The following is a 22,445-nucleotide window of genomic DNA, read 5'->3' as shown; positions in this document are numbered from 1 at the left end:
CATATACTCCCAAAGCCTGTGTTCCGCCGGTTTGGCAGGGAACCGCTGGAGCCGGACCGCGTTCGGTTTCCCACACGGGTCTTGCGGCCCTCTGACCATTTGGAAGGATACTGCCTTGAGCACCAAATCCAATTCGGCCCGCCGGGTATCCGGGCTCGCTGCTCTCTTGTCCCTGGGGCTGGCGCTGGGGGCCTGCTCGGCGACCGTGCCGCCGCCCGAGGGCAGCGGGGACGAGGCGCGCTGCGAGGCGCTGGCCGCAGAGGTGAGCGTGGGCGCGATCGTCAGCCCGCAGCCGGACGGCTCGGTGGCCGTGGGCACCGCGACCATCCCCGCGTCCCAATCGACGCGCATCTACGAGACCGGCAGCGCGGTCACGCAGGATTATCGGGCCGACCGGCTCAACCTCGAGACCGACACGAACGACGCGCTGGTTCGCGCAAGCTGCGGGTAGGCGGGCAAGGCAAGTCTGGGAGCACCCGGTTCCGAGTGAATCGGAACCGGGTGCTCTCATCCTTTGTTTGTCGCGTTTGTGAACCGGAACAGTGCTTCCATCCCAGATTTGGGTCTGGGACGGGCATTTTCCTGGATATGCTCTAGATGCTGCCCACGGTGCGCAATTTGCTGCGGGGGTGAACCTCGTTCTGGCTCATGACCACGGTCTGGGGGCGGAAGCGCTCGATGATCGAGCGGACGTGCGGGCGGATCTGGGGCGAAGTGATCAGGACGGGGATATCCCCGCCCTGGGCCGCCGATTCGAACCCGGACTGAACCCCCACGATGAACTGCTGAAGTCGTGAGGGCGCCATGGCCAGATGGCGTTCTTCGCCGTCGCCCATCATGGCCTCGGCGAAGTCGCGCTCCCATTGGGGCGAGAGGGTGAGGAGCGGCAGGGTGTGGTCGGGGGCGAGATTGGCCGCGCAGATCTGGCGGGCCAGCCGCATGCGCACATGCTCGATGATCTGGCCGGTGCTGCGGGCGCCTCCGGCGATCTCGGCGATGCCCTCGAGGATCGTTGGCAGGTCGCGGATCGAGACGCGCTCGGCGAGCAGGCCCTGAAGCACGCGCTGGATGCCCGAGACCGAGATCTGGGACGGGACGATGTCCTCGACGAGCTTTTGCTGGTCCTTGTCCAGACCCGAGAGCAGGGATTGCACGTTGGCGTAGCTCAGAAGGTCGGCGGTGTTGGCCTTGAGGACTTCCGTCAGATGGGTCGAGATCACCGTGGAAGGGTCCACGATCGTCAGGCCCTGGATTTCCGCTTCGTCGCGCAGGGCCGGGTCGATCCAGGTGGCGGGGAGCCCGAAGGTGGGCTCGACCGTGTGGTGGCCGGGCAGGGAGATCCTGTTGCCCATGGGGTCCATGACCATGAGCTGGTTGGCGTGCACGATGCCCGAGCCGGCCTCCACTTCCTTGATCTTGACCGTATAGGCATTGGGCTCGAGCTGCATGTTGTCGAGGATGCGCACCGAGGGCATGATGAAGCCGAGCTCGGTGGCGAGCTGACGCCGCAATGCCTTGATCTGCTCGGTGAGCCGGTCGGTGCCCGTGTCGTCTTCCTTGACGAGGCTGAGGAGCCCGTAGCCGAGTTCGAGCTTGAGCTCGTCGATCTTGAGGCTGTCGGTGATCGGCGCCTCGGCGGGCGCGCGCTCGACGTCCTTGCGCTCGGCGGTCTCGCGCTGGACGGCCTGGGCGGCCTCGCGCTTCTTGGTCCTTGCGGTGGAATAGGCGAGGTAGCCCACGGCCGAGCCCAGGACCACGAAGGGCACGAGCGGCATGCCCGGCACCAGCGCCATCAGGAACATGACCCCCGAGCTCATGCCCAGCGCCACGGGATATCCGGTGAACTGGGTGGAGAGCGCCTTGTTGGCCGAGCCCGAGACGCCGGCCTTTGAGACCAGAATGCCCGCGGCGGTCGAGACGATGAGGGCCGGGATCTGGCTGACGAGGCCGTCCCCGATGGTCAGGAGCGTATAGTTGGCGCTGGCCTCCTCGAGCGAGAGCCCCATCTGCGCTGTGCCGATGATGATGCCGGCGATGATGTTGATGAAGGTGATCAAAAGCCCGGCGATGGCATCGCCGCGCACGAATTTGGACGCGCCGTCCATGGCGCCGAAGAACGAGCTTTCGTCCTCGAGCTTCTGGCGCCGGGCGCGGGCGTCGTTCTCGTCGATCAGCCCTGCGGACAGATCGGCGTCGATGGCCATCTGCTTGCCGGGCATGGCATCGAGGTTGAAGCGCGCCGCGACCTCCGCGATGCGGCCCGAACCCTTGGTGATGACGATGAAATTGACGATCAGAAGGATCGCAAAGACGATGATCCCGATGACGAAATTGCCCCGGGTGATGAAATTGCCGAAGGCCTCGATGACGTTGCCGGCCGCCGCGGTTCCGGTGTGACCTTCCGCGAGGATCAGCCGCGTGGTCGCGAGGTTGAGCGCCAGGCGCAGCATGGCCGAAACCAGCAGCACGGTGGGGAAGGCCGAGAATTCCAGGGGGGTCTGGATAAAGAGCGCGGTCATCAGGATCATGACCGAAAACACGATCGAGCAGGCCAGCATGATGTCGAGAAGCATCGGCGGCATGGGCAGGATGAGGACCGCGAGGATCACCACGACGCCGATCGCGAGCCCGGCATTGGACTGGCGGATGGCCTCGATGATCTCGCTGATCCTGCCAAGTCCCCCGATGGGGCCCGCAGCGTTGGGAGTGGTCTGTGTCATGGTCTCGCGTGCGGTGGCAGAAGGGCGGGGAGCCGCCGACTGGGCGCCCGCCACGCCCCGACCCGCGCCCGAGGGCGGCGGAGGGGGCGGGGCGAGGGGCGCCGCGACGGTCATGCGGCGCTATAGCGTCTTGGCGGCATCTGGGAGGGAGCGCCGCGGTGTTCTCCGGGACCGGGGACCGCAAGGCCCTCGTCGGAATACTGGTTGAGCTTGTTGCGCAGGGTGCGGATCGAGATCCCGAGGATGTTGGCGGCGTGGGTGCGGTTGCCCAGGCAATGGTCGAGGGTGTCGAGGATCAGGTCGCGCTCGACATCGGCCACGGTGCGCCCGACAAAGGCCCGGCTGGCCGCCTCGGCGTCGCGGGCGGCCTGGGCGGCGACGTCATAGGCGCCGGCGACCTCGCACAGCCCGCTGCCATCGGGCATGCGGATGGCCTCGGGCTCGATCACTTCGCCTTCCGAAAGCAGGACCGCGCGGTGGAGGGTGTTTTCCAGCTCACGCACATTGCCCTGCCAGGGCGCGCGGAGAAGCTCGTCGCGGGCCGGCTGGCTGAGCACGCGCTGGGTCAGCCCGTTGGCCGCCGAATAGCGGGCCACGAAGTGATCGGCGAGCGCGATGATGTCGCCGGGGCGCTCGCGCAGGGGCGGGAGCTTGAGGTTGACCACGTTGAGCCGGAACAGCAGATCCTCGCGGAACCGTCCCTCGCGCGCTTCGACGGCGAGGTCGCGGTTGGAGGTGGCGAGCACGCGGATGTCGACCTTGACCGGGCGGTTGCCGCCGACGCGGTCGATCAGGCGCTCCTGGAGGGCGCGCAGCAGCTTGGCCTGCAGCCGGACGTCCATTTCCGAGATTTCGTCGAGCAGCAGGGTGCCCCCGTCCGCTTCCTCGAACTTGCCGATGCGCCGGGCGACGGCGCCGGTGAAGGCGCCCTTTTCGTGCCCGAACAGTTCGCTTTCCAGCAGGTGTTCGGGGATGGCGGCGCAGTTGATCGAGATGAAAGGGCGCGAGGCGCGTTTGGAGCGGGCATGGAGGTATTTGGCCATGACCTCCTTGCCGGTTCCGCTCTCCCCGGTGATCAGCACCGAAGCGTCCGAGCCGGCGATCTGGTTGGCGAGCTTGACCACCCGGGCCATGGCGGGGTCACGGTATAGCAGATCGGTGCTTTCGCGGGCCACGGCCGAAATGACGGCGGCGATCAAAGCCGCATCGGGGGGTAAAGGAATAGATTCCTTGGCCCCGGCGCGGATGGCGTTGACCGCGGCGGCGGCATTGGTCTCGGTGCCGCAGGCGACCAGCGGCACGTGGATGCGTTCGGCTTCCAGCCCGGCGATGAGCGCGGGGATATCGAGCATGACGTCGACCAGAAGAAGGTCGGCGCCCTTGCCCGAGCGCAGGGTGGCCAGCGCGATCTCGAGGGTGGAGGCGTGTGCGACGCGCGCGCCGCCATCCATGGCCATCCTTGTGGCCTGGCTCAGTTGTCCGTCCAGCGATCCGACGATCAGCAAGCGCATGATAGTATTCTCCCAGGCTCAGGCGGCCTTGATGATTTCGGTCATGGTGACGCCCAGACGACCTTCCACGAGGACGATTTCCCCGCGGGCGACCAGGCGGTCGTTGACGTAGATGTCGATGGCTTCCCCGACCTGACGGTCGAGTTCCACCACTGCGCCGACGTCGAGCTTGAGCAGCGACGCGACGGGCATGCGGGTGCGTCCGAGCACCACCGAGAGGCGCACGGGCACGTCGAAGACGGCCTCGAGGTCGGCCGCGGTTTTTTCTCCCGGGGCGATGCGGTCGTCTCCGGAGTGGGGTTCGGCCATCTCCTCGAACGCGATGCCGCCAGTGGAGCCGGGCGCGGTCTTGTCGTCCTGTGCCAAGGATCAGTCTCCTGTTGCCGGTGTGGGGGAGGAGGCGGCCAGATAGGCCGCGATGCGGGCGTCGACGTCCCGGGAGATGGCGTTGATGTCGCGCACCAGCCCGCCATCGACCCATTCGAGCCGGCCATCGCCCAGCGAGATGTCGGGATCGCCCATGACCACCAGCCGGCCCGAAAAGCCGGCGAGGTCCATGCGCGCCTGGGCGATGTCGCGCACCGCGTCGCACAAATCGGGGTGGCAGCGCACCACCAGATGGGGGGCGTGGCCGAGCGCGCCCATGCATTCCTCGAGCAGGGCGGCGAGCTCGCGCGCGGGCTGGCGGGCAATGAGGTGGGCGGCGAGCTTGCGGGCGATCGCGGCGGCGAGCCGGACCGCGTCCTCGCGGTCCCGGGCCTGGCGCGCGTCGAGCGCCCGGGCGGCGGCGGCGGCGTCTCCGGCCAGCTTTTCGGCGGCTTTGGCGAGTTTTTCGCCGGCCTCGGCTTCGCTGGTGGCGCGGCCCTGGGCGAGCCCGTCCTCAAAGCCCTCCTGGCGGGCGCGGGCGAGCATGGCGTCGACCTCGTCGCTGTCCACGGCGCGGGAATTGCGCGGGGCGCGACCGAGGTCGAGGTCGAACATGAAGCGGGCGGGGGCGGCTGAGCTCACAGGACCATCTCCTCGCTCTCCTTGCCCTTGTTGATGACGATCTCCCCGCGCGCGGCGAGATCCTTGGCCATGTTGACCAGCCGGCCCTGGGCGTCATCGACGTCCTTGAGCCGGACCGCGCCCATGGCCTCCATGTCGTCGCGCATCATGTTGGCGGCGCGGTTGGACATGTTGGCAAAGAAGAACTCCTTGGCGCTGTCGGACGAGCCCTTGAGAGCCAGGGCGAGGTCCTTTTTCTCGATGTGCTGGAGCAGGGTCTGGACCGAGGCCGAGGGCAGGCGGGTGAGATCGTCGAAGGTGAACATCAGGTTCTTGATGCGCTCGGCGCTGTCGCGGCTGATGTCCTCAAGCGCGGTCATGAACCGGGCCTCGGTCTGGCGGTCGAAGGCGTTGAAGATGTCGGCCATCTGCTCGTGGCTGTCGCGCCGGCGGGTGTGGCTGAGCGTGGACATGAATTCGGTGCGCAGGGTGGCCTCGATCTTGTCGAGGATGTCCTTTTGCACCGGGTCGATCGAGAGCATGCGCTGGACGACGTCGAGGGCGAGTTCCTCGGGCAGCACCGAAAGCACCCGGCTGGCGTGATCGGCGGAAATCTTGGTGAGGACCACGGCGATGGTCTGGGGATATTCGTTCTTGAGATAGGTGGCGAGAATGTCTTCCTGAACGTTGGAGAGCTTTTCCCAGATATTGCGCCCGGCCGGCCCGCGGATTTCCTCCATGATCTGGTCGACCCGGTCCTGGGGCAGGAACGAGAGCAGCAGCCGCTCGGTGGTGTCGGTGTTGCCCGACATGGTGCCCGAGCTCGAGATGGTGGTGACGAACTCGGTGAGGAGCTGGTCGAGCATGGTGGGGGTGATGGGCCCCAGCCGCACCATGGCGCGCGAGAGCACGCGGATCTCGACCTCGTCGAGATCCTCCCAGATGGGCTTGCCGTGGTCCGGCCCCAGGGCGAGCAGCAGCGCGGCGGCCTTTTCGGCGCCGGTCATCTCGCGGTGATCGGCCTCGTTGCCGACGACCAGGCCCTTGCGGAGCGTGTCCGGCAGGCTGGTCCGTGGGGAGTCGAGCGCGCTCATGCGGCCTCGCCCAGCCAGTCACGCACGATCAGGCTCGCCTGCTTGGGCTGCTCTCCGACGAGCTCGCCCACCATGCGGATGGTCTTGACCTGGGTTTCGCCCATGGAGCGGGCCTGCTCGAGGAGGGCCGCGGACTGGTCCTCGCGGGTGGAGGGATCGGTGTCATCGCCCGTGTCGGAGCCGGTGGTGGCGGGCAGCGCTCCGTTGGAGGGCAGGGCCAGGGGCCGGGATTCTGGCGCGAGGACCCGGGAGATCAGGGGGCGCATGACGAAGACGACCAGAGCCAGGCCGATCAGAAGCGTCACGGCAAGCTCGATCAGGCGCATCAGGTCATAGCGGGTGAAGTCGAAGAGCCCGGGTTCGGTGGTCCCCATCTGCAGGTCCGGGCGCTGGGCGAACTGCATGTTGACCACTTCGATCTGGTCGCCGCGGGTCTGATCGTAGCCCATGGCCGAGCGCACCAGCGCGGCGATCTGTTCGATCTGCTCGGGCGTGCGCGGCTCGTAGATCGGATTGCCGGCGTCATCATAGGTGTAGACCCCGTCCACCACCACGGCGACCGAGAGCCGCTCGACCCCGCCCGCGTCCCGGGTCGTGGTCTCGGTGGTGCGCGAGATCTCGTAGTTGTAGGTTTCCTCAAGGGTATTGGACAGCTGGCTGGTGCCGTTGCCGTCTGCCGCGTTCTCCCCGGTGCCGGGCAGCTCGTTGGCGACGGTGACCTGACCCATCATGGCCGAGCCGTTCGATTCATCCCCGGATTCGCGAAGCTGGGAGGAGCGGACCACCTGGCTTTCGGGATCGAAGATTTCCGAAGTGCGGGTCGAGCGGTCAAGGGCAAGGTCGGCGGAGACCTGAACGCGAGCCCGGCCCGAACCCACCACATTGGCCAGAAGCTCCTCGATGCGGGCGCGCAGCCGGTTCTCGATGGCCACGGCGCGCTCCTCGGCCATCTGGGCGCTGGCGATGGTGTCCTCGCCATTGGCGCCCGAGGCCAGAAGCGTGCCCGAATCATCGACCACCGAGACGGCGCCCGGGGTCAGCCCTTCGATGGCCGAGGCGACGAGGTGCTGGACGGCGCGGATTTCCCCGCCCGAAAGCTGACCGCGCACCGACAGGACGATCGAGGCGGAGGGCTCGCGGGTTTCGCGGCGGAACAGTTCGCGCTCGGGCAGAACGAGATGGACGCGGGCCGAGCGCACGCGGGCGAGGGACCCGATGGTGCGGGCCAGCTCGCCCTCGAGCGCGCGGACGTGGTTGATGTTCTGGACAAAGCTGGTGGCGCCCAGGGTGCTCTGGTCGTCAAAGAGTTCGTAGCCGAGCTGGCCGCGGCGGGGCAGGCCGTTTTCGGCGAGCGCCATGCGCGTGGTGGTGATCTGGTCGCGCGGCACGAGGATGGTGTCGCCTTCGCCGCGAAGCTCGTGGACCATGCCCATGGCGTTGAGTTCGGAGATGATGGCGGCGGAATCATCGAATTCGAGCCCGGTATAGAGCGGGGCCAGTTGCGGCGTGGTCGAGCGCACGATGATGAACGCGAAAAAGCCCAAAAGCATGGCCGCAACAACGGCCATTGCGGCGATCCGGCCCACACCGAGCCGTTGCACAAGTTCCCCCAGTTGAGTCACGCGAGCCCCTTTTGCCTACTCTCCCGGACCGCTTCGCCCCCGAAGCACCCCGAATGGGCAAAATATGCCTAGCGTATGGTAAACAAGGTCTTAACCAACCGGTAACGAGTGGGGAAATCAGGCAGAAATTGCCGGGTGATCCGTCATGGCCGGCGCAAAACAAAACCCGCCGCCCTTGCGGGCAGCGGGTTTCGGGTCATTTTATTCCGCGGGAGAAGCCCGGCGATCGTTCAGCCTTCGCGATAGTGCTGTATCCAGGTGGTGCGCAGACCGGCAAGACCGTGCTTGTCGATGGCAGCCTGCCAGTTGAGGAACTCGTCAACGCTCAGCGTATAGCGTTCACAGGCCTCCTCGAGGCTCAACAGACCGCCGCGCACCGCAGCGACGACTTCCGCCTTGCGGCGGATAACCCAGCGTTTTGTGTTGCTGGGTGGCAAGTCCGCGATGGTCAGCGGACTGCCATCGGGACCGATCACATACTTCACGCGCGGACGCATTTGTACGGTCATTTTACTCTCTACTCAACCTGACCATATCGTCCCCAAGACTAACGCCACTGGCTTAAAAATTGGCTAAGGGGAAACTTACAGGACGTTAAGATATTGAGCAGAATGCCAAAAAGCCGTCCCAATAGGACGGCGTTTGACTCAAGGACGATTGCGGTGCCCAGAAAAAGCCACAGGCGGCGGGTTCAGGACCCGCCGGAGACCGGGGTGGACTGGACCGTTGTCACCGCAGAAAGCGGCAGGCGCAGGCCGCTGACGGTCAGGTAGGGTTCGGCGCCCGAGACGTCCACAGCTTCCACGATGCCCATCATCTGGGTGGTGGCCGGCACCAGCGCTCCCGAGGAATTGCGGGCGTCGATGGTGACCGTATACCGGCCCAACGGCATGGTCTCTCCGGACGAGGACTGGCCGTTCCAGCCATAGCGCCCGGTTCCCGCCTCGAGCGAGACCTTTTCGGTAAAGACCGTGTTGCCCGCCTGATCGCGCACGGTGATGGTGGTGTTGGGCGCCGGCTCGTCGATCCGATAGAGCCAGGCGGCGCCCTCTTCGGTGAGATCGGTAGTGGCACCGGACGCGGTGACGGTCTTGCCGATATAGGAGACGGCCTGGGCGTTGTTGGCGTTCTGGCCCGAAAGCATCATGGCTTCGAGGAACTCATTGGTCTTGAGCGCCTGCTCCACGGAGGTGAACTGGACGAGCTGGGCGGTGAACTCGTTGGAATCGAGCGGCTCGAGAGGGTTCTGGTTCTTGAGCTGGGCGGTCAGCAACTGCAGGAAGGTATCGAAGTTTTCCGCAATGGTCTGCCGGTTGCCCGACATGCCCGATGCGGAGGCTCCGCTTACGCCGTCAATCATCATCTACACCCAAAGGTTCACGGCATCGAGGCGCGCATAGCCCCGATAGGCGAGGGCAGGGATCTGCCCGGTTTCGGTCTGTGCTCCCGCGATCACCGGGCTCGGGGCGCCGGGGTCGGGAGCGTTCTTGTCGCGCTGGGCGGGATTGCCGTCCCCGCCAAGGGAGAATTCGAGATCGGTCTTGCTGCCATCGAGCCCCGCATCGGCGAGGGCCTTTTCCAGCATGCGCTGGTCGCGCTGGAGCAGGTCGAGGGTTTCCGAGCGCTCCACGGCGAGCCGGGCGACGACATTGCCCGACTGGTCCATTTCGAGCCGGACGTCGATGCGCCCGAGCTCGGACGGATTGAGCCGGATCTCGAACCGGGTCAGCCCGTTCTGGGCGTGGCGGGAGATCTCGACAGCGACATGGGGCAGGTTGATCTGCGGTTCGGGACGCATATAGGCCGCCGGGACGGGGCGGGCCGGATCGAGCCCGGCGGGCGGGGTGGGCTGGGGCTGAAGCCCCGGCGTGAGGGTCAGCCCGTCGGGCATTTCCCCGGCCGCAGGGGCGGTGGATGCAACTGCGGCTGCTGCTGCGGCGGCGGTGCCATTGGCGGGCCCGGTGGGTGCAGCCGGTGGCTGGGGTGCGCTCTGGGGACCCGATTGCGGGCGCTGGGCGACAGGCTCGAGCGCGGGCAGGTCGCGGGCCGGACGATCGGGGGAGGCCTGGGGGGGCGCCTGTGCCGCGTCGGTGCGCTGACCGGGGGCGGCGGCCTCGATGGCCTCGATCGGGTTGGCGCGGGTCTGGCTCGCAAAGACGAGCTTGCGGGTGTCGGCGTCCGGCGCTGCGTCCGCGGCGGCGGCCTGGAGCGCGGCGGAAAGGGCATCGAGGCCGCGCGAAAGGCCGGCCAGCCGGGTCGCGAGCTCGGGAGCGCCTTCGCGCAGGGCTTCGGCCATGCCCGTGATCTGGCGGGAGATCGCCTCGAGGATCTGGGCGGGGCCGGCCTCGGGGTCGAGGTCGAGATCGAGCGCGGCGCCGAGCTCCTGGAGGGCGGCGAGAAGGTCAGTGTCCGGCGCGGTCGATTCCCCGGTGCCCAGCAGGTTTTCAAGCTCAGCGATGAGCCCGGCGAGCGGCGCGGCGGTATCCGGCGAGAGAGGCGCGTCCGGATTGGCGGGGTCATCGAGCTCGGAAAATCCGTCGAGCAGGGCCTTGAGGGCGGCGGCGAGGGCATCGGCGCCCGCGTTTTCTGTGCTGGCCGCGCCCGTGGTTCCCGTGCCGGCGGGGGCCGTAAAGAGCGCTGCCATGGCCTCGAGCCTGACCATGGGGCCGGCCTTCGAGCCGGTCGAGGCCACGAGGTCGACGAGCGCGCCAAAGCCGCCCGAGCCCGAAGACGCGGCGGAGGCGCCCTGCTGGGCGGCCGATTGGGCGCCGGGGGGCTTGGGCATGGCTGAAACGATCGAGATGGTCACGGTGTCGTGTGCCTGTCGCGGTTGTATCCGTTGAGCCCAATGCAAGAGCGGTGCCAAGCTCAGAGCAATGGCCAGGAGCCCCGCTTATCGGGCTTTGTGCGCCCGGCGTGGCGGCTGCGGCATCGCCGAGCCGGGGCGGATCTGCCGGGTGCGCGGCAAAATCTGCCCCATGGGAGGGGTGGGGGCGCGGCGAGCGGCCTGCACCGAGCACCTTGCACTGAACCGTGCCGAGGCGTAAAACGCGCGCCATCCGCTGGCCCTTGACCCCAACCGGATGAGAGAAAGATGACAAATTCACTTGGATTGGACCGCGCGCCGGCCGATACGCGCGTTGTCGTGGCCATGTCGGGGGGCGTTGACTCCTCGGTGGTGGCCGGATTGCTGGCCCGCGAGGGCTATGATGTCATCGGCATCACCCTGCAGCTTTACGATCATGGCGAAGCCACGTTCCGCAAGGGATCGTGCTGCGCGGGACAGGATATCCACGATGCGCGCCGGGTGTCGGCGGCGCTGGGGATTCCGCACTATGTCCTCGACTATGAAAAGCGCTTCAAGGAAGCCGTGATCGATCCCTTCGCCCGCAGCTATGCCAATGGCGAGACCCCGATCCCGTGCGTGTCGTGCAACCAGACGGTCAAGTTCGAGGATCTGATGACTGTGGCGCGCGACCTTGGCGCGGACTGTCTTGCGACCGGCCATTACGTGCGCTCAGGCGCGCTCGAGGGGCGCCGGGCGCTCTACCGGCCGCTCGACGGGGACAAGGACCAGACCTATTTCCTGTTCGCCACCACGCCCGAGCAGCTCGATTTCCTGCGCTTCCCGCTGGGCGAGAAGACCAAGGAGGAAACCCGGGCGCTGGCGCGCGAGATGGGGCTCTCGATCGCGGACAAGAGCGACAGCCAGGATATCTGCTTTGTGCCCAAGGGCTCTTATTCTGACGTTATCCGCAAGCTGATGCCCGAGGCCGAAATCCCCGGCGACATCGTGGATCGCGACGGCAAGGTTCTGGGCCGGCACAAGGGCATCATCCATTATACCGTGGGCCAGCGCCGGGGTTTGGGCATCGCGTCGGGCGAGCCGCTCTATGTGGTGCGGCTCGATGCGCGCACCCAGCAGGTGGTGGTGGGCCCGCGCAGCGCGCTGACGACCTATACGGTGCGGCTGCGCGATCTCAACTGGCTGGGCGGACGCCCGATCGAGGAGATGGCGGCGGGCAATGGGCTGGCCATCGAGGCCAAGGTGCGCTCGACGCGGGCGCCCCAGGAATCGGTGATCCAGGTGCGCGACGGCGAGGTCTATGTGACGCTGGTCGCGGGCGAGAGCGGGATCGCGCCCGGGCAGGCCTGCGTCTTTTATGCCGACGACACGCCGGGGGCCCAGGTGCTGGGCGGCGGGTTCATCGCCGAGGCGGTGCCGGCGGCGATGGTGACCTGACCGGCCTGTTGCCGAGGATCAGGGTGCGGTCTCGGCCCCGGTCTGGCTCTCGGTGAGCGGATCGGTTTCCTGGATGTGCCATTCGGTGAGCGTCGAGGTGATGGTGGCGCCGATCAGGATGAGGGCGAAGATCACCAGCACCACGAGGATGATCCTTTGCGTGCGATCTTCCCGCTTGTCTCTGTTGTCCTGAGCCATGGCTGAAATCGATCCGCTTGATGCTGGAAAAGGTGCGCGCAAGCCTGCATAAATCCTTTGCGGCTCCATTCCAAGCCGCCCGGGGCCCATGGAGGGGATGGCAGATGAAGCCGATTGCCGCAGTGCAGGGTTGGAGATTTCTGGCGGGTGCATTGACGCTGGGCCTTTTGGCAGGCGCGGGGTCGGCGGAAGCGCAGGACCTGCAAGCGGTGAGCCAGGAGGCGCTGGCAGAGGCCTATGGCTGCTATGGCCGGCAGTCGGGGATCTATGCGGTGCTGATGATGCGCGTCGACGATCGGATGGCTGCCAGCACCGAGGACCAGGACACCGCGCGCAGCATGGCCGCGGAGATGATCACGGACCAGAGCCCCATGGCCGACACGCTCGAGGATTTCGATGCGATCCTCGATTATCTGGAAGAGCACGCTGATGGGCTGAACCATGAGGCGGCCCGCGCGGTGTATGACCGCGCGGTGGCCCCGTTCGATGCGCTGATCGAGGATACGCCGCAAGCGCGTCTGGCCTTGCTCGAAGCCGAAGGCTTCGAGCCGGCCATGAGCGCGTCGTGTCAGAGCCGATTCGAGGAGCTGGGCGCGGTGGTCAGGGCCGATATCGCTAGCACCGAAGAATCAGAGGTTCCGTTCTGATCCGATCAGAACACGATATGCTCTAGTCGATCGGCTTGAGGCCCGCTTCGATGGCGGCGCGTTTCGGCTCGAGGAAGGGCGGCAGGGCAAGACCCTCACCAAGCGTTTCCATGGGCTCGTCCACGTCAAAGCCGGGGCCGTCGGTGGCGATCTCGAAAAGGATGCCATTGGGCTCGCGGAAGTAGAGCGAGGTGAAATAATAACGCTCGACTTCGCCCGAGCTGGGGATGCCGGCCCGCGCGGCGCGCTCGACCCATTTGTCGAACTGGTCCTTGTCCGGGGTGCGGAAGGCGATGTGGTGGACCCCGCCGGCACCGGGGCGGGCCGGGGAGAGGTTGGGCTCGAGAGCCACGTGCAGTTCGGCCGACGCGCCGCCCGGACCCATGGCAAAGACATGGATTTCGCCCTGGCCGTCTGTGGGCGCATGGGTGCGCACCTTGCGCATGTTCATCACCGTGGTCAGCACCGGCTCGGTGCGGCGCAGGTCGGGCACGCTCATGGTTATCGGGCCCAGGCCCTTGATCTGGCGCTCGGCGGGCACCGGGCTCTTGGCCCAGGGACGGGCGCCGCCGGCGCGGGTGTCGTTGACCAGCCGCAGGCGCTGGCCTTCGGGATCCTCGAAATCAAGGCTCATATGGCCGGCGCGCTCGGCAATGGCGCTGGTCGCCACGCCGTTGGCTTCGAGATGCTCCTTCCACCAGGCGAGTGCGGATTCGCCCTCGACGCGAAAGGCGGTGCGGACCACTGAATGGGTGCCGCGCCGCTCGGGCGCGGTGGGCCAGTCAAAAAAGGTGATGTCGGACCCCGGAGAGGCTTTGCCGTCGCCATAAAACAGGTGATAGGCGGTGGTGTCGTCCTGGTTGACCGTGCGCTTGACCAGCCGCAGGCCCAGAACCTTGGTGTAGAACCGCAGGTTCTCGCGCGCATTGGCGGTGATCGCGGTCAGGTGGTGCAGGCCGGTGAGATCCAGTGCCATTCCAGCGTCTCCAGAAAGTTCGTGTTCGGTGGATTCAACATAATGGGGAAGGGCGCGCGCGGAAATGGCTCCAATCCGAACGCATCATTCACCCTGGCCGAACGCTCGCGCGTTCGTGAGCGGCGCGCGCGCCCCGGGGCTTGCGCGATGGCGGATGGGAACATAGCATGAACATCATGGTCCAGCTTTCCCTCTCCCGCAAACTCGCGATCCTGTCCGATGCCGCAAAATACGATGCCTCATGCGCATCGAGCGGCACCGAGAAGCGTTCGGCCAAAGGCACACAGGGCATCGGCTCGACCGCGCCGGGGAGCGGGATTTGCCATTCCTACGCGCCGGACGGGCGCTGCATTTCGCTGCTCAAGATCCTTTTGACCAATTTCTGCATTTATGACTGCGTCTATTGCGTGAACCGGTCCTCATCGAACGTCGCGCGGGCCCGGTTCTCGGCCGAGGACGTGGTCGGGCTCACGCTCGACTTTTACAAGCGCAATTATATCGAGGGGCTGTTTCTCTCCTCAGGCATTATCCGCTCGCCCGACCACACCATGGAGGAGATGGTGCGGGTGGCGCGGTCGTTGCGGCTCGAGCACGGGTTCGCCGGCTATATCCACCTCAAGATCATCCCCAATGCCGATCCCGCCCTGGTCGAGGAAGCGGGGCGACACGCGGATCGGCTGTCCACCAATATCGAGATGCCCACCGACCAGGGGCTCTCCCGCTTTGCGCCGGAAAAACGGCCCGAGGAAATCCGCACGGCGATGGCAGGGGTCGCCCGACGCTGGCAGGCCGGGCGGGCCGACCCCAGGGCCAAGGCCAGGCCCGAGCGCTTCGCGCCGGGCGGGCAATCCACCCAGATGATCGTGGGGGCCGATCCGTCCAGCGACGCGACGATCCTGACCCGTTCGGCTTCGCTTTACGCCGGGTACGGGCTCAAGCGCGTCTATTACTCGGCGTTCTCGCCCATTCCCGACGCCAGCGCCAATCTGCCGGCGGTCCGCCCGCCTTTGATGCGCGAGCACCGGCTTTATCAGGCGGACTGGCTGCTGCGGTTCTACGGGTTCGAAGTCGAGGAGATCGTGGCGGGCGGCAGCGACGGGCTGCTCGACCTTTCGATCGACCCCAAGCTGGCCTGGGCGCTGACGGCCCGGCACCTGTTTCCCGTCGACGTCAACCGCGCCGACCGCGAGATGCTGTTGCGCGTGCCGGGGCTGGGCGCGCGGGCGGTGGACCGGATCGTGGCGACGCGGCGCCATCACCGGCTGCGGCTCGAGGATGTGCGGCGGCTGTGCGCGAGCCTTGCCAAGGTGCGCCCGTTCATCGAGGCGGCGGACTGGAGCCCGGGCGCGTTGACCGATTCGGGGACGCTGGCCGAAAAGCTCAAGCCCGCCCCGCAGCAACTGAGCCTGTTCTGATGCATGCGGTCACGCTCACCGCGCCCAATGATCTCGATCAGTGGCGCGAACCGGCAAGGCGGCTGCTGGCCGCGCGTGTGCCGCCCGATGCGGTCGACTGGCGCATGATCGGGCGGGAAGGGGGGCTTTTCGACGCGCTGGCGCCCGAGGGTGGCGGGGCGGCGGGGACGGCGCCGGTGCGCGTGCCGCGGCGCTTCTTGGAGCTTGCGGAGACGGCGATCTGCCACAGCGATCCGGGGCGCTTCGGCCTTCTTTATCGCATCGCCTTCCGGCTGCAGGCCGATCGCACGCTGCTCGAGGTGGCTTCGGACGCCGATGTGCGGGCGCTCGATGGCTTGATCAAGGCGGTGCGGCGCGACAGCCACAAGATGAAGGCCTTCGTGCGGTTCCGGGCGCTCGATGAGACCGGCGCGCAGTTCGCCGCCTGGTACGAGCCCGACCACTATGTGCTCGAGCGCACCGCGCCGTTTTTCGCCGAGCGGTTCGCGGGCATGGGCTGGGCGATCCTCACGCCTTATCGATCGGTGTTCTGGGACGGCACGGCGCTGGGGTTCGGGCCCGGGGCCAGGCGCAGCGACGTGCCCGAAACCGACGCCATGGAAGACGTGTGGCGGACCTATTTCCGCTCCATTTTCAATCCCGCACGGCTCAAGGTGAAGGCGATGACCGCCGAGATGCCCAGGAAATTCTGGCGCAACCTCCCCGAAGCCGATCTCGTTCCCGAACTGATCCGACAGGCGCAGTCGCGGGAGGCAGAGATGATCGCGCGCAAGGGCACCGAACCTCCAAGGCGTCACGCGAGAATGGTCGCGCGCAAGGCGGAGGGAGAACCCTCCGTGCCGGCGGGTGAGGATTTCGCAACACTTGAGGATGCGAGGGCAGCGGCACAGGCGTGCCAGCGCTGCCCGCTGTTCGAGAACGCCACCCGGACGGTGTTCGGGGAGGGGAGCGCGGATGCGCCGATTATGGTGATCGGCGAGCAGCCGGGCGACAGCGAGGATCTGGCCGGGCGGCCCTTTGTCGGGCCGGCGGGGCGGGTGCTCGACGCGGCGATGGAGGAGGCAGGGTTCGAGCGGGCCAAGGCCTATGTGACCAATGCGGTCAAGCACTTCAAATTCGTGCCGCGCGGCAAGCGGCGGTTGCATCAGAAGCCCGATGGCGGTGAGATCGCCGCGTGCCGGTTCTGGCTGGAAAAGGAGATGGCGCTGGTGCGCCCGCGCGTGGTGCTGGCCCTGGGCGCCAGCGCGGCGCAGGCCCTGCTGGGGCGCACGGTGACGATCTCGAAGGTGCGCGGCAAGCCGCTGGCCCTGCCTGACGGGACGCCGCTGATGGTGGCGGTGCACCCCTCCTATATCCTGCGCCTGCCCGACCCCGCGGCGGCCGAAGCGGCGCGTGCCGGGCTGGTGGCCGATCTGGCAGCGGCATGGTCCATGGCCATGGACCATGGGGAACGCGCACAGCCGCTTGACACGGGTCGGCGCGCTCCCTAATAAGCGCCAAGTCGCCGCTCGGCGACGCGCCCGGCCGGCTCCTTTGTGAAGCTGGCTCGCCAGGGGCGGAGTAGCTCAGTTGGTTAGAGCAACGGAATCATAATCCGTGTGTCGGGGGTTCAAGTCCCTCCTCCGCTACCACTAATCCCCCCGACAGTGCTCGGTTGGTGCAAGAGTTCCGCCAGTTTCCCGTAGAGTTTGATCTTCGGCTTCGCCCTGTGAACCGGGACAATGACGACCTTGTCGATCAGGGCGCGGAGAGCTCCCAATGCTTCGGGCGGGCGCGTAGCATGCGCTGTCGCAATCCGATTACCCAGATCAGCCATCGTCTCGGCGTAGACGTCGGCCGCTGACTTGCTGAGCTGGATCGTGTCAGGTCCCTGCCAAGCCGCAAGTTGCCGCTCGATAGCCGCTCGCTCCTGCTTTAGATCGGCCAATGTCCGCACGACGTCCTGTTCCTCGACCACACCCTGGACGACGAGGTCGACAGCGCGCTTGAGTTGGGTCTCGATAGTCGCCATGCGCTTTTGGAGCGGTGCGCTGTCGTTGCCAAGCTCACTCCGGAGTTTTAGCACCTCAGCGTTGTATGCTGCCACAAACACTCTCAAGGCCTCTTGGCCTCTGAGCTCGCGGACGAGACCATCGATCACTCGATGTTCAATCTCGTCGAGGTAGACTGCGGAGCGGGACGCGCATGCGCCGCTTTCCTTGGCCGTGCTGCAGTGAATGCGAACCCGGCTGTGATCGTTGTCCTTCACGGACATGCCGCCGCCGCAGTGGGCGCACTTCAGCAGCCCCGAAAGCATGTGCTTGGGGCGGCGGTGGTGCGAACTGTGTCGCAAGCTCTTGCGCTCATTGCGTGCTTTCGCTGCATCGAATAGCGCTTCATCTACGATACGGAGGGCAGGAACCTCGACCCGCTTCCACTCTTCGGTTGGGTTGGTTCGCGAGACACGTTTCCCGGTGCTGGGGTCTTTCACCATCCGGACGCGGTTCCAGACGATTTCGCCAGCATAGATCGGATTTCGTAGTATGCCGTATCCGCGAGCGGCGCTGCCGTTCAGCGTAGAGGCGTTCCAGTGTTTAGCCGTCCTCGGTGGGTTCACACCATCGTGGTTCAGGCCGTGCACAATCTCTCTTGGCGGAGAGCCGCTCACATACTCCTGGTAGATGCGCCGGACAATCTCTGCTTCCTCTTCATTGATGGTAAGTTCGCCAGGGCTGCCTGGCAGCGCATTGTAACCATATGCAAGCCCTCCGGCGTGACGACCGTCGGCTACGACGCCAGCCAGACCTCTCCTGACCTTGTGGGCCAGATCCTTTAGGAACATGGAACTGATGAGGCCACGGAGCGCGATATCGACTTCACTTGCGACGCCGTGGCCTGTCGCCTCGACCGTCACTCCAAGAAATTCCAACTGCTTGTTCAGGTTGGCCAAGTCTCCAAGATCTCGGGAAAGGCGATCCAGTGCCTCCACGACGATACAGTCGAACTTTCCGGTGGCTGCGTCGACCATCAACGCTGCCAGGCCATCTCGGCCATGGAGGGACGCGCCGGACTTAGCACTGTCCGAGTAGTTCGCGACCACCACGTATCCCTGGCGACGAGCATACTCATTGCAGTGAGCGAACTGGTCTGTGATCGAACGCTCACGTTGCAGGTCGCTCGAATACCGTGCGTAAACAGCAACCTTACGCATGGCGTCCACGAGTCGCTCGCACTTCACGTCGTGCTGCATCTCTTGCAAGGGCCTGCAACAGCTCAACGAGCTCTGGTGCAAGACGATGACCACCAGCTGTCGAGATCCTACTGGAGCGAGGCAGAGCGTATTCAATTTTCTGAGCTGCGAACATGAACATCGGGCAAAAACCGTATCGGGAGGCGACACTGCATTTATAGCAATTGTCCGACTGAGCTGCTGCAGGGATGCGGCTTTTTTTTTGTTAGCGCGCCATACGAATTGTCGAATCGTCTCTCGCTCTTGCTTGGTATCGGCGCAAGTAGCCATGTAAACGAGCACTCACGCCGAGTAGACGGCGTTAATCAGGAAACGGGACTCGGCCGCTTGCCCCTATCCGCGAACGAGGTCATCGTCGTCAACCTGCTCGCCGAGGTCAGCAGCGACGCCCCGGAACTGCTCGAGCGCGGCCTCTAGGTTCTCGAGGATCTCCGCGGCCAGCACGTCAGGCTCGGGCAGGCTGTCGATGTCTTCGAGGCTGTCGTCCTTCAGCCAGAAGATGTCGAGGTTCAGCTTATCCCGCTGGGCGAGTTCCTCGTAGCTGAAGCGCCGGAAGCGTTCGGTTTCCTTGCGTTCATGGTAACAGTGGACGAAGTCGTCGAAGTCGGCACTCGTGAGCCGCTTTGTCTTCAGCGTCTTGTGGACATTCGTCCGATAGTCATAAACCCAGAGTGCCTTCGTCTGGACCTCGCGCGAGGCGGGACGCTTGTCGAAGAACAGCACGTTCGCCTTCACGCCGGGGCTATACCAGATGCCGGTCGGCAGGCGCAGCAGGGTGTGGAAGTTGAATCCCTCCAGGAGCCGCTTGCGGATGCCCTCACCGGCCCGCCCGGCCTCGAACAACACGTTGTCGGGCAGCACCACGCCCGCGCGGCCGTTCGCCTCCAGGATCGTCATTATGTGCTGGAGGAAGTTGAACTGCTTGTTCGAGGTGGTGAATTTGAAGTCCTCGCGCTCGTAGTTCTCGCGCTCGGTCGTGACCGTGCCGTCCTCGCCGACAACCTTGTAACTCGACTTCTTGCCGAAGGGCGGGTTCGTGAGCACGATCTTGAAGCGGTCCCCGCCGTCGTTCGCCAGCGCGTCCCCCTGCACCACGGGGCTTCCCCCGTTGCCGATGCCGTGAAGATAGAGGTTCATCGCGCAAAGGCGGACCACTTCGTCCACGATGTCGACGCCGGTGAATGAGGTATGGCGCAGGGAGCGCAGCTTCTCGCGGTCCTGGGTCTGGGTCTTCATGTGGTCATAGGCCGCCAGCAGGAACCCCCCCGTGCCGCATGCCGGGTCGCAGACTGTCTCGCCGATCTTGGGGTCGACGCATTTGACGATGGCCTCGATGACCGGGCGCGGGGTAAAATACTGCCCAGCGCCAGACTTCACCTCGGAGGCGTTGCGCTCCAGAAGCCCTTCGTAGATCTCACCCTTCACGTCGACCTGCAGGCCGATCCAAGGTCCTTCCTTGTCGATCAGGCTGACGATGCGCTTCAGCTTTGCCGGGTCGGACAGCTTGTTCTGGGCCTTACGGAAGATTGTGCCGATCAGCCCGTCTTCGCGGCCCAGCGCCTCGAGCGTATGGCGATACTGCAGCTCCAGCGCGTCGCCGTCCTTGTTTGCGGTCTGCGCCCAGCTCCATTGCGGGGGGATGGCCGACGTCTCGCCCAGCAGGTCTTCGCGCTCTTGGTCCATCTTCAGGAACAGAAGGTAGGTGATCTGCTCGATGTAGTCGCCATAGGACACGCCCTGGTCTCGCAGGACATGGGCATAGTTCCAGACCTTGGAGACAAGCTGTTCGTTCGTCATGCGCGGATCCTTCGTCTTGTTCCTCCCGGCGCGGCGGCGCGGGTTTCCTTGATCCGCGCGAGCAGAGCGGCGGCGGGCTCGTCAGTGGGGTCCTGGGGGACGAGACGGCCTGCGAAGGCGTCCTTCAGGATGGACTGGCGCAGGGCGGCGGAGCGGGCGAGTTCGGTTTGGCAAGTTTTCAAGCCTGCGATCTCGCGCGACGATTCCTCGGCGACTCTTTGGGCAATCTCTTCCTGTTCGAGCCGTGGTGGCAGCGGAACAGGTGTCGCTTCCACATCACCTTGGTTGATGCTGGCCTGGTTCACAGCGTGCTTGCAGTTCTTTATCAATCTCTTTCGACCCAAATCACTGGTCAAATAGAGATTCAGATATTCTCTGCTGATCTGGTCGCTCACCGAAAACCTCATCATATTCGACTCGAATATCGCCCCCTCGTATTCGAACGGCAAAAGAGTCGTCTTTCCCAGGTGGGACACGCTGTTCACGCGGTTCACCACAAAATCACCATGGCGCAAGCAATATTTATCGCAGTCTTCTGCCTCGGCGGCGACGAGTCGAAGTTCCTGCACGGGTCGAAGCCAATCAACCTGATAGTCGTCAATCCTAAGTATCGGAGTTCCTGTGCCGTATATTGACTGCGGCAAATACAGTCCGTTTTGGGGGCCTTTCGATATGAGAGCGCCAAGCGATGTCCAAACCCACCCCTTCGGCAGTTCTGGCAGGTCGGTCGTGTCGGGGCCGGTGGGTTCCTTGTATTTGCCCCGGCCGTCCCAGGTTTCGCGGCGGGTTTGCAGGATGCGGGCGAGCAGGTCTTGGCCTGGTTCCAGGCGGTGGGCGTTCTCGGCGCGCCAGTCGACGGTGAGCTGGCCGGTGACGGCGGCCTTCAGGACGGATTGGCGATAGCGTGCGAGCAGTTTCTGCACGTCGCGCAGCGCCTCTTCGCCCTTGTCCAGCCGGGCGAACAGCGTCTCGATCTTCTCAACGATGCGGAGCTGTTCGTTGAGGGGGGCGACGGGAATTTCGTGGCTATTCAGGATTCCCTTTGAAATCGCGCTAAAAGTGGTTCCCGTGCCTTTTGCTGCGAGCACTTGTTCGCTTAGAGTCGGTTTCGAAACTCATGACTGGCGGGCCAGTCGCCTCACGAGGAGCATGACCGAGGCGGCGTAAAGGAAGGTGGCTGCTGAATTGATGGTGGCCTCGAAGTCCTTTGCCAGGCGCCGGTTGCGGCAGATCCACGCAAAGAAGCGCTCGACCACCCATCTGCGTGGCAAGACGGCAAAGCCGACCTGATCCGGGGGCTTCTTGACGATTTCGACGATGATGTTGGTGGCGGTGGTCACGCGCTCATGATTGTAGCCGCCATCGGCCCATACATGTTTGATGAAGGGGAGCAGAGGGCGCGAGATCTGTAGCAGTGGTCCGCCGCTGTCTCTGTCCTGGATGTCGGCCGGATGCGGCTCGACCAGTAGCGGCCGCCCATCGGTATCGACCAGTGCATGGCGCTTGCGCCCTTTGATCTTCTTTCCTGCATCGTAGCCACGCGGGCCGCCGGCTTCGGTGGTTTTGACGGATTGGCTGTCGATTATGGCTGCGGACGGACTGGCCTCGCGGCCGGCGCGCTCACGGTCCATCATGACCAGGGCATGGTTGATCTTCTCAAAGACCGAGCCGTCGCGCAATGCGGCGAACCACCGATAGACGGTCGGCCAAGGCGGAAAGTCCGAGGGTAGGAGACGCCAAGTGATGCCGCCGCGCAGGACGTAGAAAATTGCGTTGATGATCTCGCGCATCGGCCAGGCCCGGGGCCGCCCCGTTCTACAGGCCGCAGGCAGGTGCGGCTGGATCAGGCGCCACTCCACGTCCGTCAGATCGGTCTGGTATCGCGTGGCACGACGGTTATGCTGTTCACGGGTGGTCGGGGTCCACATGACATTCTCCATGCAGGTCAGCAAACCGCTTGGAATCATGCCAACCTCGACCGCTCAACCCCTTTCGAAACGGCCTCT

20 protein-coding genes and 1 tRNA gene are annotated in these 22,445 nt (G+C 65.4%); 6 read left to right on the top strand and 15 right to left on the bottom strand.

Going from position 1 to position 22,445, the window contains the following annotated elements:
- The first annotated feature begins 115 nt into the window (after positions 1-115).
- A complete protein-coding gene (locus tag EO136_RS00105) occupies positions 116-451 on the top strand; it encodes an I78 family peptidase inhibitor (protein ID WP_127142377.1) in 336 nt (111 codons plus the stop codon).
- A gap of 142 nt (positions 452-593) precedes the next feature.
- Here the strand turns inward: EO136_RS00105 and flhA are convergent, their stop codons facing one another.
- The 9 genes from flhA to EO136_RS00060 all read right to left on the bottom strand — a co-directional run bounded on the left by flhA (position 594) and on the right by EO136_RS00060 (position 10,743).
- On the bottom strand, positions 594-2,720 hold the full coding sequence (gene flhA / locus EO136_RS00100) for a flagellar biosynthesis protein FlhA (RefSeq protein ID WP_127142375.1): 2,127 nt from the start codon (positions 2,718-2,720) through the stop codon (positions 594-596).
- Positions 2,721-2,830: 110 nt separating this feature from the next.
- Positions 2,831-4,231 (bottom strand): sigma-54-dependent transcriptional regulator FlbD, encoded by a 1,401-nt coding sequence (gene flbD, locus EO136_RS00095; protein ID WP_127142373.1) that lies wholly within the window; start codon positions 4,229-4,231, stop codon positions 2,831-2,833.
- An 18-nt stretch (positions 4,232-4,249) separates the two neighbouring features.
- Positions 4,250-4,540 (bottom strand): flagellar motor switch protein FliN, encoded by a 291-nt coding sequence (gene fliN / locus EO136_RS00090; RefSeq protein ID WP_246018225.1) that lies wholly within the window; start codon positions 4,538-4,540, stop codon positions 4,250-4,252.
- Between the two features lie 60 nt (positions 4,541-4,600).
- Positions 4,601-5,239: a FliH/SctL family protein gene (locus EO136_RS00085; protein WP_127142369.1), complete on the bottom strand. Its 639-nt coding sequence runs from the start codon at positions 5,237-5,239 to the stop codon at positions 4,601-4,603.
- On the bottom strand, positions 5,236-6,312 hold the full coding sequence (gene fliG, locus EO136_RS00080) for a flagellar motor switch protein FliG (RefSeq protein WP_127142368.1): 1,077 nt from the start codon (positions 6,310-6,312) through the stop codon (positions 5,236-5,238). The genes EO136_RS00085 and fliG overlap by 4 nt, the downstream gene beginning before the upstream one ends.
- Positions 6,309-7,934, bottom strand: coding sequence for a flagellar basal-body MS-ring/collar protein FliF (fliF, locus tag EO136_RS00075; RefSeq protein ID WP_127142367.1), 1,626 nt, complete (start codon positions 7,932-7,934; stop codon positions 6,309-6,311). The genes fliG and fliF overlap by 4 nt, the downstream gene beginning before the upstream one ends.
- Positions 7,935-8,164: 230 nt before the next feature.
- Positions 8,165-8,443, bottom strand: a complete 279-nt coding sequence (gene sciP, locus EO136_RS00070) for a CtrA inhibitor SciP (RefSeq protein ID WP_116654789.1) — start codon at positions 8,441-8,443, stop codon at positions 8,165-8,167.
- A 182-nt stretch (positions 8,444-8,625) separates the two neighbouring features.
- On the bottom strand, positions 8,626-9,294 hold the full coding sequence (locus EO136_RS00065) for a flagellar hook assembly protein FlgD (RefSeq protein ID WP_127142366.1): 669 nt from the start codon (positions 9,292-9,294) through the stop codon (positions 8,626-8,628).
- Between the two features lie 3 nt (positions 9,295-9,297).
- Positions 9,298-10,743: a flagellar hook-length control protein FliK gene (locus tag EO136_RS00060; protein WP_127142364.1), complete on the bottom strand. Its 1,446-nt coding sequence runs from the start codon at positions 10,741-10,743 to the stop codon at positions 9,298-9,300.
- Positions 10,744-11,028: 285 nt separating this feature from the next.
- On the opposite strand from EO136_RS00060, the gene mnmA reads away from it, so the two are divergent.
- Positions 11,029-12,177 (top strand): tRNA 2-thiouridine(34) synthase MnmA, encoded by a 1,149-nt coding sequence (gene mnmA / locus EO136_RS00055; RefSeq protein WP_127142362.1) that lies wholly within the window; start codon positions 11,029-11,031, stop codon positions 12,175-12,177.
- Positions 12,178-12,195: 18 nt separating this feature from the next.
- On the opposite strand, the gene EO136_RS00050 is transcribed toward mnmA, so the two are convergent.
- On the bottom strand, positions 12,196-12,375 hold the full coding sequence (locus EO136_RS00050) for a hypothetical protein (protein WP_127142360.1): 180 nt from the start codon (positions 12,373-12,375) through the stop codon (positions 12,196-12,198).
- Between the two features lie 104 nt (positions 12,376-12,479).
- On the opposite strand from EO136_RS00050, the gene EO136_RS00045 reads away from it, so the two are divergent.
- Complete coding sequence (locus tag EO136_RS00045) at positions 12,480-13,022, top strand: hypothetical protein (protein WP_127142358.1); 543 nt, start codon at positions 12,480-12,482, stop codon at positions 13,020-13,022.
- A 22-nt stretch (positions 13,023-13,044) separates the two neighbouring features.
- Here EO136_RS00045 and EO136_RS00040 read toward each other — a convergent pair whose 3' ends face one another.
- Positions 13,045-13,998, bottom strand: a complete 954-nt coding sequence (locus tag EO136_RS00040; RefSeq protein WP_127142356.1) for a ring-cleaving dioxygenase — start codon at positions 13,996-13,998, stop codon at positions 13,045-13,047.
- Positions 13,999-14,165: 167 nt separating this feature from the next.
- Here EO136_RS00040 and EO136_RS00035 point away from each other — a divergent pair, with 167 nt between their 5' ends.
- The 3 genes from EO136_RS00035 (at position 14,166) to EO136_RS00025 (ending at position 17,044) form a co-directional block, all read left to right on the top strand.
- The gene (locus tag EO136_RS00035) at positions 14,166-15,413 is read left to right on the top strand and encodes a putative DNA modification/repair radical SAM protein (RefSeq protein WP_206513235.1); all 1,248 of its coding nucleotides are present in this window, start codon (positions 14,166-14,168) and stop codon (positions 15,411-15,413) included.
- Positions 15,413-16,903, top strand: coding sequence for a UdgX family uracil-DNA binding protein (locus tag EO136_RS00030; RefSeq protein WP_127142354.1), 1,491 nt, complete (start codon positions 15,413-15,415; stop codon positions 16,901-16,903). Before EO136_RS00035 ends, EO136_RS00030 begins: the two co-directional genes overlap by 1 nt.
- A 64-nt stretch (positions 16,904-16,967) precedes the next feature.
- A tRNA-Met gene (locus tag EO136_RS00025) sits at positions 16,968-17,044 on the top strand.
- On the opposite strand, the gene EO136_RS00020 is transcribed toward EO136_RS00025, so the two are convergent.
- The 4 genes from EO136_RS00020 to EO136_RS00005 form a co-directional block, all read right to left on the bottom strand.
- Positions 17,023-18,642 (bottom strand): recombinase family protein, encoded by a 1,620-nt coding sequence (locus EO136_RS00020; protein WP_164730361.1) that lies wholly within the window; start codon positions 18,640-18,642, stop codon positions 17,023-17,025. The two genes, EO136_RS00025 and EO136_RS00020, sit on opposite strands and share 22 nt — an antisense overlap.
- Before the next feature lie 333 nt (positions 18,643-18,975).
- A complete protein-coding gene (locus EO136_RS00015) occupies positions 18,976-20,439 on the bottom strand; it encodes a type I restriction-modification system subunit M (RefSeq protein WP_127142350.1) in 1,464 nt (487 codons plus the stop codon).
- A complete protein-coding gene (locus EO136_RS00010) occupies positions 20,436-21,527 on the bottom strand; it encodes a restriction endonuclease subunit S (RefSeq protein ID WP_127142348.1) in 1,092 nt (363 codons plus the stop codon). The genes EO136_RS00015 and EO136_RS00010 overlap by 4 nt, the downstream gene beginning before the upstream one ends.
- A 27-nt stretch (positions 21,528-21,554) precedes the next feature.
- Positions 21,555-22,367, bottom strand: coding sequence for an IS5 family transposase (locus EO136_RS00005; RefSeq protein ID WP_127142346.1), 813 nt, complete (start codon positions 22,365-22,367; stop codon positions 21,555-21,557).
- Between the last annotated feature and the right edge of the window lie 78 nt (positions 22,368-22,445).

It is taken from the genome of Pelagibacterium montanilacus, assembly GCF_003992665.1.
Classification (GTDB): domain Bacteria; phylum Pseudomonadota; class Alphaproteobacteria; order Rhizobiales; family Devosiaceae; genus Pelagibacterium; species Pelagibacterium montanilacus.
This window is presented reverse-complemented; position numbering and strand designations above follow the sequence as displayed.

Bases quoted from the DNA above. Each gene is read 5' to 3' on its own strand.
- sciP (WP_116654789.1), bottom strand. From the start codon at position 8,443: ATGACCGTACAAATGCGTCCGCGCGTGAAGTATGTGATCGGTCCCGAT.
- flhA (WP_127142375.1), bottom strand. From the start codon at position 2,720: ATGACACAGACCACTCCCAACGCTGCGGGCCCCATCGGGGGACTTGGC.
- fliN (WP_246018225.1), bottom strand. From the start codon at position 4,540: ATGGCCGAACCCCACTCCGGAGACGACCGCATCGCCCCGGGAGAAAAA.
- EO136_RS00050 (WP_127142360.1), bottom strand. From the start codon at position 12,375: ATGGCTCAGGACAACAGAGACAAGCGGGAAGATCGCACGCAAAGGATC.
- EO136_RS00015 (WP_127142350.1), bottom strand. From the start codon at position 20,439: ATGACGAACGAACAGCTTGTCTCCAAGGTCTGGAACTATGCCCATGTC.
- EO136_RS00040 (WP_127142356.1), bottom strand. From the start codon at position 13,998: ATGGCACTGGATCTCACCGGCCTGCACCACCTGACCGCGATCACCGCC.
- EO136_RS00030 (WP_127142354.1), top strand. From the start codon at position 15,413: ATGCATGCGGTCACGCTCACCGCGCCCAATGATCTCGATCAGTGGCGC.
- EO136_RS00065 (WP_127142366.1), bottom strand. From the start codon at position 9,294: ATGATTGACGGCGTAAGCGGAGCCTCCGCATCGGGCATGTCGGGCAAC.
- flbD (WP_127142373.1), bottom strand. From the start codon at position 4,231: ATGCGCTTGCTGATCGTCGGATCGCTGGACGGACAACTGAGCCAGGCC.
- fliG (WP_127142368.1), bottom strand. From the start codon at position 6,312: ATGAGCGCGCTCGACTCCCCACGGACCAGCCTGCCGGACACGCTCCGC.
- EO136_RS00005 (WP_127142346.1), bottom strand. From the start codon at position 22,367: ATGTGGACCCCGACCACCCGTGAACAGCATAACCGTCGTGCCACGCGA.
- mnmA (WP_127142362.1), top strand. From the start codon at position 11,029: ATGACAAATTCACTTGGATTGGACCGCGCGCCGGCCGATACGCGCGTT.
- EO136_RS00035 (WP_206513235.1), top strand. From the start codon at position 14,166: ATGAACATCATGGTCCAGCTTTCCCTCTCCCGCAAACTCGCGATCCTG.
- EO136_RS00020 (WP_164730361.1), bottom strand. From the start codon at position 18,642: ATGCAGCACGACGTGAAGTGCGAGCGACTCGTGGACGCCATGCGTAAG.
- EO136_RS00045 (WP_127142358.1), top strand. From the start codon at position 12,480: ATGAAGCCGATTGCCGCAGTGCAGGGTTGGAGATTTCTGGCGGGTGCA.